10 protein-coding genes and 2 pseudogenes are annotated in these 13,431 nt (G+C 55.7%); 5 read left to right on the plus strand and 7 right to left on the minus strand.

Features of this window, described 5'->3' with window-relative positions; translation table 11 throughout:
* Positions 1–23 precede the first annotated feature (23 nt).
* Together rhaS and ACFWW4_RS04080 are read right to left on the minus strand one after the other, a co-directional pair.
* Positions 24–1,019 (minus strand): rhamnose ABC transporter substrate-binding protein, encoded by a 996-nt coding sequence (gene rhaS, locus ACFWW4_RS04075; protein ID WP_411889691.1) that lies wholly within the window; start codon positions 1,017–1,019, stop codon positions 24–26.
* Between the two features lie 26 nt (positions 1,020–1,045).
* Positions 1,046–1,858: a DeoR/GlpR family DNA-binding transcription regulator gene (locus tag ACFWW4_RS04080; RefSeq protein WP_411889692.1), complete on the minus strand. Its 813-nt coding sequence runs from the start codon at positions 1,856–1,858 to the stop codon at positions 1,046–1,048.
* A 186-nt stretch (positions 1,859–2,044) separates the two neighbouring features.
* On the opposite strand from ACFWW4_RS04080, the gene ACFWW4_RS04085 reads away from it, so the two are divergent.
* The 3 genes and pseudogenes from ACFWW4_RS04085 to ACFWW4_RS04095 all read left to right on the plus strand — a co-directional run.
* On the plus strand, positions 2,045–4,147 hold the full coding sequence (locus ACFWW4_RS04085; RefSeq protein WP_411889693.1) for a bifunctional rhamnulose-1-phosphate aldolase/short-chain dehydrogenase: 2,103 nt from the start codon (positions 2,045–2,047) through the stop codon (positions 4,145–4,147).
* An 11-nt stretch (positions 4,148–4,158) separates the two neighbouring features.
* A complete protein-coding gene (gene rhaI, locus ACFWW4_RS04090; protein ID WP_411889694.1) occupies positions 4,159–5,433 on the plus strand; it encodes an L-rhamnose catabolism isomerase in 1,275 nt (424 codons plus the stop codon).
* Between the two features lie 250 nt (positions 5,434–5,683).
* A pseudogene (locus ACFWW4_RS04095) lies at positions 5,684–5,793 on the plus strand (IS66 family transposase zinc-finger binding domain-containing protein); the annotation flags it as partial.
* Positions 5,794–6,076: 283 nt separating this feature from the next.
* Here ACFWW4_RS04095 and katG read toward each other — a convergent pair.
* Entirely contained in the window at positions 6,077–8,254 is a 2,178-nt protein-coding gene (katG, locus tag ACFWW4_RS04100) for a catalase/peroxidase HPI (protein WP_411889695.1), read from the minus strand.
* A 113-nt stretch (positions 8,255–8,367) separates the two neighbouring features.
* Here katG and ACFWW4_RS04105 point away from each other — a divergent pair.
* A pseudogene (locus ACFWW4_RS04105) lies at positions 8,368–8,547 on the plus strand (LysR family transcriptional regulator); the annotation flags it as partial.
* A 154-nt stretch (positions 8,548–8,701) separates the two neighbouring features.
* On the opposite strand, the gene ACFWW4_RS04110 reads toward ACFWW4_RS04105, so the two are convergent.
* A complete protein-coding gene (locus tag ACFWW4_RS04110) occupies positions 8,702–9,361 on the minus strand; it encodes a hypothetical protein (protein ID WP_411889710.1) in 660 nt (219 codons plus the stop codon).
* A 329-nt stretch (positions 9,362–9,690) separates the two neighbouring features.
* Here ACFWW4_RS04110 and ACFWW4_RS04115 point away from each other — a divergent pair, with 329 nt between their 5' ends.
* On the plus strand, positions 9,691–9,924 hold the full coding sequence (locus ACFWW4_RS04115; protein ID WP_411889696.1) for a hypothetical protein: 234 nt from the start codon (positions 9,691–9,693) through the stop codon (positions 9,922–9,924).
* A 218-nt stretch (positions 9,925–10,142) separates the two neighbouring features.
* Here the strand turns inward: ACFWW4_RS04115 and ACFWW4_RS04120 are convergent, their stop codons facing one another.
* The 3 genes from ACFWW4_RS04120 to ACFWW4_RS04130 form a co-directional block, all read right to left on the minus strand.
* Positions 10,143–10,883 carry a hypothetical protein gene (locus tag ACFWW4_RS04120; protein ID WP_411889697.1) on the minus strand — a complete coding sequence of 247 codons (741 nt, stop codon included), beginning with the start codon at positions 10,881–10,883 and terminating at the stop codon, positions 10,143–10,145.
* A 147-nt stretch (positions 10,884–11,030) separates the two neighbouring features.
* Positions 11,031–12,878, minus strand: coding sequence for a UvrD-helicase domain-containing protein (locus ACFWW4_RS04125; protein WP_411889698.1), 1,848 nt, complete (start codon positions 12,876–12,878; stop codon positions 11,031–11,033).
* A complete protein-coding gene (locus tag ACFWW4_RS04130; protein WP_411889699.1) occupies positions 12,875–13,294 on the minus strand; it encodes a hypothetical protein in 420 nt (139 codons plus the stop codon). Before ACFWW4_RS04130 ends, ACFWW4_RS04125 begins: the two co-directional genes overlap by 4 nt.
* Positions 13,295–13,431 lie beyond the last annotated feature (137 nt).

Raw genomic sequence — 13,431 nt, forward strand, 5'->3', positions numbered from 1 at the left:
CCGGACCAGTCAGGGAGGGTCGTTTAGAAGATCGACTTGAACTGGTCGATGTTGCTGGCGTCATAGACGAACGGATCGGCCATGGCGCCTTCGTTGTTCTCGTCCAGCGTAAGGGCACCCATGCGGCCCATCCGAATTTCCGCACCGGGGGCGGCTTCGACACCGTTTTGGCTGAGCTCATAGGCCAGCATAGTGGCGGAATACCCCAGATCAATCGGGTTCCAGATCGCGAAGGACTGGGACGCACCGCTCTCGATTGCACCAGCCATCTCGGACGGCAGGCCAAGGCCAGTCACGTTCACTTCACCGACTTTACCTGCATCCACAACAGCCTGTGCTGCGGCAACGATGCCGACGGACGTCGGCGCGATGATCGCGTCCAGATCTGGGAAAGACTGCATTAGACCAGTGGCCTCGCGGTAGGATTTATCGGCAAGGTCATCGCCATACACGGTCGAGACCACATTGATGCCCGGATAGTTGCCCATGACCTTGTTCATCTCTTCGATCCAGATGTTCTGGTTGGTCGAGGTGGTGGTCGCAGACAAAACCGCCACATCACCACCTTCGGGCAGATGATCGGCGGCCAGCTTGATGATCATGTTGCCAATCAGCGAATTCGACGATGGGTTCAGGTGCAACTGGCGACCCTCAGGTGCCACGCCGGAATCCCAGCTGATCACAGTGATACCACGCTGCATGGCGCGCTTCAGCGCAGGAACCAAAGCGTCGGTGTCGTTGGCAGAGATCGCAATGGCATCGACCTGCTGGGCGATCAGTGCGTTGATGACCTCGATCTGACCTTCCGCCGTCGTGTCAGTGGGGCCGGTATAAATGATCTCGACATTGCCAAGCTCAGCGGCGGCTTCTTCTGCGCCTTCAGCGGCGGCTTCGAAGAACCCGATGCCCAGTGCCTTGACGACCAAAGCGATACGCACATCGTCTTGCGCAAGGGCAGGTGTGCCCAACATGGCGCCGACCAACGCAACGGAAGTTACTAGTCTCTTTAATACACTCATGGTTTTCCTCCCTGGAGTGGTTTCAATCAGGCTGGCAGCGTCGCCACACCTTCTTTCTGCGCGGAACCGGAAGGCACCACGATCAGTGTTACATCTGCCGCGTCCAGCATGGTCGCAGTGCGGTCCTCTAGCCGGTCGTCGGTGACGATTGTGTCGATCCGGTCAAGCGGGCAAAGCACCAGACTTGAGCGGTTGGCGAATTTTGAGCTGTCCACCAGAACGATCAGTTCTTCGGCTTGACCGATGAGCTTCTGTTCCGCTTGAATAAGCAGCGGGTCTTGTTCCATCAGGCCGAGCGGGCCGATGCCCGCCGCACCCATGAACATTCGCTTGGCATAGAAATTGCGGGTCACATCATTATCGAAAGGCGACAGGATAATGTTCTGTTCCCGGTAGATAATGCCACCCGACAGCACAACCGTATTGGTCGTGTTCTTGAGCAGGTGCTCGGCTATCGGAAAGGAGTTCGTGAAGACCTGCATCCGACGCGAGGCCAGCGGGTGGACCATCTGAAATGTTGTCGTGCCGCCGTTGATGATGATTGGTTCGCCGTCTTCGCACAACTCAACCGCTGCGGCCGCTATCGCCTGCTTCTCGGCGATGTTCATCGTTTCATTGACCGAGAATGGGCGGCCAGACAGGCCGACAAACGGCGTCGCGGTCAAGGCTTCGGCGCCACCGCGAACGCGGCGAAGGCGCTTTTGGTCGTCCAATGTATTGATATCGCGCCGTACCGTGGCCTCGGACGCGCCAGTCAGGGCGCAAAGGTCCGCGACCGTGACTACAGAGCGGTCCTGAACGGCAGAGAGGATAACGCGATGTCTGTCTTTCTCGTGCATTGGATACCCTTTCGATTGGCCTAACGTGAATTGAGTCGCTGCTCAGTGTCAATCATTATTTGTCAATAACAATCATTCTGCAATGCAGCATGATTGTTTATGATCGAAAGTGATTGACTTGATCGCGCAGCGCAGTCACCTTGATTTGGAGTTAGCAGCCTAAACCCGTCGTCCACGGAGACCCACATGACCTCTTCCACGAAAACGCAACGCCTTGAAAACAAGTGGGATGCTACCTTCTCTAACAAGATGACAGAGCCTGAAAAGCTGCTGTATCGGTCAAACCTTCTTGGGTCGGACAAGAGAATCACCAACTACGGGGGCGGCAATACATCCGCCAAGGTGATGGAAGTTGATCCGTTGAACGGCAACATGGTTGAGGTGTTGTGGGTCAAAGGGTCAGGCGGGGATGTCGGTTCGATCAAGATGGATGGATTCTCGACGCTCTATATGAACAAGTTAAATGCGCTGCGGGGGCTGTACCGCGGAGTAGAATTTGAAGACGAAATGGTCGCCTACTTGCCCCATTGCACCTTCAATCTGAACCCGCGCGCGGCCTCTATCGACACGCCACTGCACGCCTATGTCCCCGCAAAACACGTCGATCACATGCACCCCGATGCAATTATCGCGATTGCCGCAGCCAAGGACAGCAAGGCGCTGACGCAAGAGATTTTTGGCGACAGCATCGGGTGGTTGCCGTGGAAGAAACCGGGATATGAGCTGGGCCTCTGGCTGTCGAACTATTGCGAAAAGAACCCTGATGCGAAGGGTGTGGTTCTGGAAAGCCACGGTTTGTTCACTTGGGCCGATGATGCGCAGGATTGCTATGATCTGACGCTGGAGGTGATCCAGACGGCGATGGATTGGTTCGCCGAGAGGACCGCAGGCAAGTCGGCATTCGGCGGAGCGGTTCATCAAAGCCTGAACGCGGATGCACGCCGTGCCACGGCAGCCCGCCTCATGCCTGCCATTCGCGGCATGGTATCCGGACAGCAGCACATGGTGGGTCATTTCACCGACAGTGATGCGGTTCTGGAATTTGTGAATGCCAAAGACATGGAGCGGCTGGCCGCCTTAGGTACATCCTGCCCGGACCACTTCCTGCGCACGAAAATCTGTCCGCTGGTGGTGGATTTTGACCCCGCAAAACCAGATGTTGATGAAACCTTGGCAGGGTTGGCCGATGCTATTGCGGATTATCGCGAAGGATATTTGGTCTACTACGATCGCTGCAAACGCGACGACAGCCCCGCCATCCGTGACCCCAATGCGGTGGTCTATTTGATCCCGGGCGTTGGCATGATCACCTTTGCCAAAGACAAAGCCACTGCGCGCATATCCGGTGAGTTTTACGTCAACGCGATCAACGTGATGCGCGGAGCCGATGCGGTTTCGGAATACCAGGGTCTGCCGGAACAAGAGGCGTTCGACATCGAGTACTGGCTTCTGGAAGAGGCCAAGTTGCAACGCATGCCTGCGCCCAAGTCGATGGCTGGCCGCGTGGCCCTTGTCACAGGCGGGGCAGGCGGCATTGGCGCTGCCACGGCGGAACGCTACTTGCGCGAAGGTGCGTGCGTGATGCTGGCCGATATTGACGAAGCGGCATTGGCTGAAACGGCGGATGCGCTAAGCACGCGGTATTCCGCAGACGTCGTGCGCACGGTCAACATGGATGTCACTAGCGAAGACGCGGTGGCCGCAGCCTATGTTGAGATCGCTGCAGAATTTGGCGGTGTCGACATTCTGGTGTCGAATGCAGGCATCGCAAGCTCCGCGCCTGTCGAAGAGACAACGCTGGATTTGTGGAACAAGAACATGGCGATCCTGTCGACCGGGTATTTCCTTGTCAGCCGCGAGGCGTTCAGGCTGCTCAAGGTGCAAAATATCGGCGGAGCGGTTGTCTTTGTTGCGTCCAAGAACGGGCTTGCAGCGTCGCCCAATGCGTCGGCCTATTGCACCGCGAAAGCTTCTGAAATTCACCTCGCCCGGTGTCTGGCCCTTGAAGGCGCGCCAATGGGCGTGCGGGTGAATGTGGTGAATCCCGATGCCGTTCTTAAGGGCAGCAAGATCTGGCAGGGCGAATGGCTTGATCAACGCGCGGGCACTTATGGCACCGATAAGGACGGGCTTGAGGCGATGTATCGTGAGCGGTCCATGCTCAAGCGCTCGGTGCTGCCCGAAGACATCGCCGAGGCGGCCTATTTCCTTGCCTCCGACCTTTCAGCCAAATCGACCGGAAACATCATCAACGTGGACGCAGGCAACGTACAAGCGTTCACACGGTAAGGGGCGGGCACATGATCCAGTCAGATATCATCTCAAAGGCCAATGACGCGGCGCTGGCCAAATTGAAGGCCGACTATGACGCGCTTGGCGAACACCTCGACCGGCGCGGCATCGACATTACCAGGATCAAGGAGAAGGTCGCCCAATATGGTGTGGCCGTGCCTAGCTGGGGTGTTGGCACCGGCGGCACACGGTTCGCACGTTTTCCAGGAGCAGGCGAGCCGCGCAATATCTTTGACAAGTTGGACGATTGCGGCGTGATCCATCAGTTGACATGCGCCACGCCATCGGTCTCGCTGCATATCCCGTGGGACACACAGCCCGCTGCCGATCTGAACAGCAAAGCCGAGGAAATTGGACTGCGCTTTGACGCGATAAACTCCAACACGTTCCAGGATCAACCCGGTCAAGAACACAGCTACAAATTCGGATCCTTAGCACATGTGGACGCCGCGACACGTCAGCAAGCCGTGGACCACAACATCGCCTGCATCGAATTGGGCGCGCAAATCGGGTCCAAGGCATTGACGATCTGGGTCGGGGACGGGTCGAATTTTCCGGGTCAGGCCAACTTCACCAAACAATTCGAACGTTACCTAGACGCCGCCAAACAGGTTTACGGCGCGTTACCGAACGATTGGACACTGTTGACCGAACACAAGATGTACGAGCCTGCGTTCTATTCGACTGTTGTTCAGGATTGGGGCACCAACCTGTTGATTGCACAGCAGTTGGGCGCCAAGGCCAAATGTCTGGTGGACCTTGGCCACCACGCGCCCAATGTGAATATAGAAATGATCGTCTCGCGCCTGACCCAGTTCGGCAAGCTGGGCGGGTTCCATTTTAATGACAGCAAATATGGTGACGATGATTTGGATACCGGCAGCATTGATCCCTACCGTCTTTTCCTTGTCTTCAGCGAATTGGTGGAGGCCGAGGCGAACCCTGATTTCAACCCTATGCACATGCTTGATCAAAGTCACAATGTGACGGACCCGATTGAAAGCCTCATGGTGTCCGCCACCGAAGTGCAACGCGCCTATGCGCAGGCTTTGTTGGTGGATCGCACTGCCCTGGTCGGCTTTCAGGAAGACAACGACGCACTTATGGCGACGACCACATTGAAGCATGGGTTCCGGACGGATGTGGAACCCGTGCTTGCGATGGCACGGCTTGAAAATGGAGGGGCTATTGACCCAGTCGCGGCGTATCGTGCGTCAGGCTATCGCGCGCAGGTGGCCGCAGAGCGACCGGCCGTGAGTGGGGCAGGTGGCGGTATTGTTTGAGGCTTTCCCAAGATGAGAACAGCCGAACGCATTCTACAGATTGATCGCGTTTCTGTATTAAACGCACATGGCCGCGACTTTTACCGAAAGCAGACCTTAGCATTGGGTGGTCTAACATCCACGTCGTCCCGCACAGCCGACACCAAAACTGCGCTAGTCTTTGCAGTTGCAGTGAAAGGCCGGTTTGGCGAAGCCGCACCGCAGCGCAAGACAGCACCGGCAATGGCCGGAATGGGCCGCGTGTGATCGTCACATCATTGGCGAAGATGTCATCGAACGGCTGGATATCGTGCCCGCGCAGTTCTGCGCCATCGTAACTTGACGCCCAAGTATGCCTGCCGGTCTTGCGAGGCAGGGATCAAGCGCGGTTAGCAGCCTTCGTCGCGCCTGCTCCGTTGGCGCCCTCTTGCCGTTCGCTTAGCAATTCGCCGCGTGGCGTGGATCTACGGCGTAAGTCGTTAGTGGGATGGTCAGCAGGAGGCCGGTATTGTCGGTGGATCCGTTGGGGGATATAGCCGTCGTCAACCGGTTCAACCGGCCGTTTGATGTGCGGAATCTTCCGTGCACGCCCTTCGATTTCCTTTGGGTTTTGGGACATTGAGGTGGTTTGGTCAGGCTCCGGCCTGACCGAACCGCGATTGGCTTAGGCTACAAGATCGAAGCGGTCGGCGTTCATCACCTTCGTCCATGAAGCGACGAAGTCACGCACGAATTTTGCCTCGTTGTCATCCTGTGCATAGACTTCGGCGAAGGCCCGCAGGATCGAGTTCGACCCGAACACAAGGTCAGCACGTGTCGCCGTGTACTTGACCTCACCGGTAGCACGGTCCTGCAACTGGTATGTACCGTCTTCCGCGACCGGGACCCACTTGTAGTCCATGTCGGTGATCGTCTGGAAGAAGTCAGTGGTCAACTGCCCTTCGCGATGGGTGAAGACACCATGCTTTGAGCCGCCGTAGTTGACCCCGAGCATCCGAAGCCCGCCAACCAGCACGGTCATCTCTGCGCCGGTCAGGCCGAGAAGCTGCGCCCGGTCGAGCAACATTTCTTCGGCAGGAACTCCGTAATCGGTCTCTTCCCAGTTGCGGAAGCCGTCCGCCACCGGTTCGAGAACCGAGAAGCTGTCGGCGTCGGTCATCGCGTCGGTGGCATCACCACGGCCCGCCACGAAGGGCACGGCAACGTCATGACCAGCGGCCTTGATGGCCTGCTCCAGACCAACATTGCCCGCCAACACGATCACGTCTGCAATGGACGCACCCGCATCGGCAGCGATGGGCTCCAGAATGCCAAGCACCTTGGCCAGCCGGGCGGGTTCATTGCCTTCCCAGTCCTTTTGCGGCGCAAGACGGATACGTGCGCCGTTGGCGCCGCCCCGCATGTCCGAGCCGCGATAGGTTCGGGCGCTGTCCCAGGCGGTTGCGATCATTTCAGCGGCGGTCAGGCCGCTGTCGGCGATTTTCGTCTTGACCGCGTCCACGTCGTAGTTGGTGGAACCCGCAGGTACCGGATCTTGCCAGATCAGGTCTTCGGACGGCACGAAGGGACCATAGTAATTGGCTTTCGGACCCATGTCGCGGTGGGTCAGCTTAAACCAGGCCTTTGCAAAGGTCTCGGACAGGTAGTCCGGGTTGGCGTAGAACTTCTCGCAGATTTCTCGGTAGATCGGATCGACCTTCATCGCCATGTCGGCATCCGTCATGATCGGGTTGTGCTTGATCGACGGGTCCGAAGCGTCGGGGACCTTGTCCTCTTCGGCGATGTCGATCGGCTCCCACTGCCAGGCCCCGGCGCGAGATTTCACAGGTTTCCACTCGTACTTGAAGAGCAGTTCAAGATAGCCGCTATCCCACTTTGTCGGGTTCGACGTCCACGCCCCTTCGAGGCCGGAGGTATGGGCGGTGTTAGCCTTGCCATTGAAGCCCGGATCGCTCCAGCCAAAGCCTGCATTCACGATGTCCGCGCCAGCCGGGCCCGGCCCGACTTCGTCCGCTGCCAGACCGCCGTGGCATTTGCCGACGGTGTGGCCACCCACGGTAAGGGCTGCGGTTTCGACGTCGTCCATCGCCATGCGGCCAAAGGTCATGCGGACGTATTTCGCCGTCTCTGCCGGATCGGGATTGCCGTTCACTCCTTCGGGATTCACGTAGATCAGGCCCATGTGCGACGCCGCGAACGGGTTGTCCATCGTTGTCGCGTCCGAGATGTCTTCCACACGCTCGTTTGTCGGCGCGAGGATCTGGCTGTCGTTGCCCCAGTTGATGTCGATCTCGGGGGCCCAGATGTCTTCGCGACCAAAGGCGAAACCATAGACCTTCAGGCCCATGTTGGCGTACGCGACCGTCCCGGCTAGTACCAGCAGGTCGGCCCAGGACAGGGCGTTGCCGTATTTCTTCTTCACCGGCCACAGGATGCGCCGCGCCTTATCAAGGCTGGCGTTGTCGGGCCAGGAGTTCAGCGGCTCAAAGCGGATGTTGCCGGTTCCGGCACCGCCACGACCGTCGCCCAAACGGTAGGACCCGGCCGCATGCCAGGACAAGCGAATGAACAGGCCACCGTAATGACCCCAGTCCGCTGGCCACCAGACCTGGCTGTCGGTCAGAAGCTTGTCGACGTCATCCCAGACCCCCTGAAAATCAAGTGATTTTACGGCCTCCCGATGGTTGTAGTCGGGGTCCATGGGGTTCGCACGGGCATCGTGCTGGTGAAGAATTTGAATGTTCAGCGTCTTGGGCCACCACCGGGTCGGGCTGTTGCCGATTTCGGTATTGCCGCCGTGCATGACGGGACACCCGCCCTTCATCACATTGTTTCCGTCCATTGTCCGCTCCGTATCTGATGAGTCTGCATATTTCTCACAGGCTAGAACTATTCTAACTGGCTGCAATCATAAAACCCAATTGATTCTCCTAACCGAAGCGATAACCTACGCTAATGATCGGCCTCACCCTCAAGCACCTTCGTCATTTCGACGCACTGGCCCGGCACACCCACTTCGGTCGCGCCGCCGAATCCTGCGGCATTTCGCAACCGGCCCTTTCCATGCAGATCAAAGAGCTGGAGGCGATGCTGGGCTCGCCGCTTGTGGAACGTAGCGCGCGAAAGGTCGGCCTGACCAGCCTCGGCAAGGCTTTCCTTGAGCGTGCGCGCAGGATCCTAGTGCAGGTCGGAGAGCTGAACGACCTCGCCCGCTTGACCACGGGGCCGCTGGCGGGGCAGCTCCGCCTTGGCATAATCCCGACGGTTGCGCCCTATCTGCTGCCGCAGGTCATGATCGCGCTGGCAGTGCAGATGCTACTCTGCCTTGTTCGGCCCCCGGCTCGTCACCTGCTGGCTCCTCTAGGCAGCCATCCCGAGAGAGTTCAGAGAAGACGCCGAGCTTTGGCGTTGGCAAATCCTCGGTCAACGCTCGGAAGTGGGCATAGGTCATTCCCAGCCCCGCTTCCCAGTTTTCAGGGTCGACGATCTGGTCGCCAGCGTCGTAGAAACGCTCTAAAGCAAAGATGGCCTCCGAATGCTCGCGGCTTGCAAACCATCCTATGTAAACTGTGTGGTAATTGTTTGGAGCGGCGCTCCCCAAATCGTCAACGAACCCGAAAAAGCGCGCATCTCCATAACTGATCAATCTGTTTCTAGTATCAGGCTTCGGGTCCCATGGCGTCCACGGCTCCAACATCAAATTTGCATACTGAACGGGCTCGTCGTCGCGATACAAAGAGAACCCAATCACTCGATCCGTTTCGTCAAGAAGCACCTGAACGGAATTTCGTCCAACATCGGACCAGCGAAGATAGCGTAGAGAACCGTTACAGACGAGATTTTCGTCTTGGGCGTCAACGATTGGCTGTCCAAGGCTCTCAATTAATAGGCCAGCAGGCGTACCAATGTTTACCAAAGAATACTCCTCACTTGTCAGTATACCGCCCATCGAGCGTCGCATTTCAGCAATTTGAGAGTTAAGGTTGGCTTGCTCTTGAGCCTGATCGTGCTCTTTCTAGACGGTTAGGCCGGCAACGCAAATCAACAGGCCAACCGAAAGCCATCCACGGACTGTGAGGTGTTGGTAACATTTCGCCCCGTCTTTTCTCCAAGTTTCGCCACCAATCGAAACAATTGCCAAAACTGTGCCAGTAGCCTCGTCATGGGTTGAGTAGGTGCAGGTGAGCGGGACGGAAGATGTCGCCCAGTGGCAACGAAGTGCTTTGAGAAGCGTTTCCTATCCTCAATTGGGATGAGCTGACCGGCCGGGTCTTCGATATGATCAAGCTGCGGCAGGTCATAGCCTTCACGCCAGAAGTCGTAGAATGGGAGCGTGGCGATGTCTTTCGCTCTGACATGCTTATCATCAACAACGGGCAAGCCAAAGAAGCTGCGTTTGCGGCCGTCTTTGGCAAGCCGTGGCATGTTGCGATGGCGTCCGGAGATGATGAAGTGCTCATTACAAACTCACTCGGCACTGCCTTTAATTACTGTTCGGCATCGGTTGCATGACACTTAACAGTAGCATTGGCCTCAAGCGTGTAGACCTCACATATCGGAACGCTTGTGGCCAATGCGGCACAGAGGGCCGAAGGACGAAGGCGGTTCCGCGACAGCGGCGCTTGATCTAGATGCTTTTCGGACAACAAGCGTTTAGCTCGGACGGCGGGGAACTGCCGTTCGCTATCGGTGCAAGATCATCCAGCCCGAGTGAAGAAAACGGTCATTCATCAATTGAAGGGGTCACGAATCTTTTGAGGATGGTAGTGCCCGACTATGTATTTGGAAGGAACATCACGACTCAACATAACTGCTGTACCATGTCCGTAGTTATCGTTCCGTCCCAGCAATTCACTGAACATGACTTCCAGGCACATTCCGGCGAACTCACCCTGCTGATCGGGAGATAGATAACCGTACGGAAGATCACAGACAATCATCGTTGGCTTGCCAATTGAGGTAAGTAGTTTTTGCGCACGCCAAGCTCCAACAACGCGAATAGCGAGGCAATACAAGTACTCACTGCCGTAGATCAAATAATGTCCGGCGTTTTCTATTAGCTCCTGCTCATCCGCGCAGAAGTAAAGGTAGCCCTCCCTGCATCCTGGTCCTTTGGCATCGATCTCTTCTATTGCCGCAACGAGAGACTTCTCAGAGGCATAAGAAAACTCTTGGGTGAGAAGCAGTTCGCGAGCGAGCCTGTCGAATTCTTCAGAGCGAATCTTTCTCAACCCTTGGCAATAAAAACTATCTACATAGGCTGTTCGGGTTCCGTGTGATACCCGAAAGGCGCGATAGTGCGAGACCATCCGCTCAGCTGCGATTTGTTTCATTGAAACAAGTTTATCGCGTGTCTCAAGAATGATTTCGTCCAGCCAACCGAGGTCATCCGACACGACGTACTTGGGAGGATTTCGAACAAACGCGTCTTTGACATCTTGACCCAAGTAGTCCCCGATGATGTTCCACATCGCCGGCTTCCAAAGATCGGATCTTGGAAAGCAAAAAACGTCGTCTGGCACAGAGCGAACGAGTTGGTTGCTTTCGACTAGATTATCATTGGGGTGCCGAGTTTTGTTCAAGGCTCACCTGTATAGGTCTGAGACTAAACAGCGGGGTCAACTAAGCACCATTATCTGATCTTCGGAAAGATATTCAGCGGCAACCAACTCCTTCTTGGAAGATTCTGCGTCTTGCGAGAAAAATAGAATTCTCAGGTTGTCCGCCGCCCTTGAGAAACAAACGTAGGCCAGTTTCTCGCTCTTCTCCCGTTGTCCATCAGAGGGTTCCCCTGCCGTTTCCGGCGTCAGTGTTTTTCGGAAGCTGTATTGGTTCCAAGCTGCTTCTACGTCATCAAAAACGACCAGCACGTCATTGTATTCCTCGCCCTTTACTCCGTGCTGGGTACTCAGAGGCGTGTTGTCAGTCACGAAATTCACGTAATTGGCCATCTCCGATGTGCCCATCGTGAAGAATACGTCAGCCAACCAGTCGCCCTTTTCAAGGACATGTTCAGGGTTGTCGTCGTCAAACTCTTCTGTTCGGCACTCCCGTTCCAAGTGGTGCATAACACGGTCTGAGAAATCTAGGAGAAGATTTTCATGACAGTAGAGAAGCAGGTCCTGAGCCGTGCATTTCTCCCACATTTCTGACAACACGTCTGCATGAGCCAAAACTTGAGCCAGGATGGTTTTGAACGGTTGATCTGCACTTGGCCCCTGAGGATGGAACTTCGGCGAGACTTTTCTGAAGACGTCAATGAGGTCCTTCTTCTTTTCCTCTCGATGGGCTTGGACCAGCGGGAACAAGAACTCAATGAACGGCTTGAGCAAAGCGTGGGAACCCGCTTCGTACTCTTCTTGTGCCTTGGACGATGCGAAGGGCCCCGTGAACAACCTGTGCAGGTCGCTGAAGCCCTGTCGGCGAGCAATCATTTTTCTCACCAAAAAGAGGCGCTTTACGCCGTTTCGGTCAGACCAACCCCACTTTTCGAGGGCGTCATCAAACTTGGCCGATACTTGGGCAAGTTCTTCATCGGAATACCTGCCTCGCCCACCGGTCGGATTTGGTGCTTGGACGATAGTCATTTCTACACTGCCAACTCTGTCGGCATTGTCACCAGCAGCAACTTGCTGGACATCCTTTCGAAAAGCATTGAGCAAAGTTAACACGCTGGTTGAACACCGAAAATTCTCGGTCTTGGTAATGTTCATAGCCCCTGCAGGACCGGAGAATGATCCGGCTCTCTTGTCGTAGATTTGCTGCATCGGATCGCCGAAATAACCAACAATGGGAAGACCTTCGTCTGCACAGATTGCGTTCAACGCTTCGACAACGTTGCCAAAAGTGTCCTGAGCTTCGTCCACAAAAATATAAGGGAATTTGAAGCCGAGTGCTTTCCTCAGAACTGGTTTGGTTAGGATGATGTGCGCCGATATGTCGATCGTATCATCATGGTTGATGATGCCCTCGACATAATTGCTTGCCGCCGCTTCCTTGTACCGAAATTCGCGTACCTCATCGATCACCTCCAGGGCGGCGGAGAGCCTGTCAACTTTGGCTTTTGCTCGGCGGGCCGTCCTGGTGTTCTTTCCGGTGTTTTTTTCTTGTGCTTTGTCCAAGTGGTCGGGAATGATTTTGGACTTTAGAGCCTCTCGAATATCGTTCTGAAATCTAGAAATCTCGCCCCAAAGAAAACCGTGTAATGTCGATATAAGAAACAAGTGATCAAACTTCAGGCGCGATGAGATAACGTCTACGGCCCTGTTGGTATAGGTTATGCAAACGATTCTCTGCCCGGCTTGTCGCAGTTCTTTCCCCCGCTGCTCCCGAACCTGCCTTAGAGCTTCAACTAGCGACGTAGTCTTGCCTGAACCAGCGCCAGCAACGACCGCAAACGACCGGGACGTTTCCAAGCATTCGGAAATCAGCGTGTCAGCCTGAGTTGGTATCAAATCTGAGGTCATTGTGCAGCTTCTGCGTTCGGAACTGGTGGATTGAGTTTTTCTTGGAGCCAAACTAGACCATCGGAGATGTAGGTAGGAGTTGCCCACTCATCATCGTTAGACAACAAGTCGAGTGCGAATTCTGTCTTTTTGAACGACCTGCTGCCAATGCGTTTGAACACCGCCTCAATGAGGTCGTTGTGGTCTTCGGGAAGCTCGACACCGATGCTTAGGTTTCCATCTGAGAAATGTGCCAAGTTTTCATAAACAAGTGCTTCTTCGAGCGTACGTCCGTGAAATTCTCGATTTACTCCCTGCCATTCGCTGATCCTGGATTTTTGGAACGCCACATACCTGTTCCCATCTGACTGTACATGGTCAGGGTTAGGAAGCGCGTTGAGCGCTGCAATAGCGTCATTAGGGAAAAATGCCTTCAATGATGCGTTCGACGTTACCGCACCAGCATGATCCGACCGACATGTGGCCTGCTGCCGGTTTCGTGGACACCGAGATAAGGTGTTTATGAAACTGGAGAATCTACATGACGAGAAGAGTGTTCAGCCGCGAGTTCAAG

It is taken from the genome of Yoonia sp. SDW83-1, from assembly GCF_046762885.1.
Lineage (GTDB): Bacteria > Pseudomonadota > Alphaproteobacteria > Rhodobacterales > Rhodobacteraceae > Yoonia.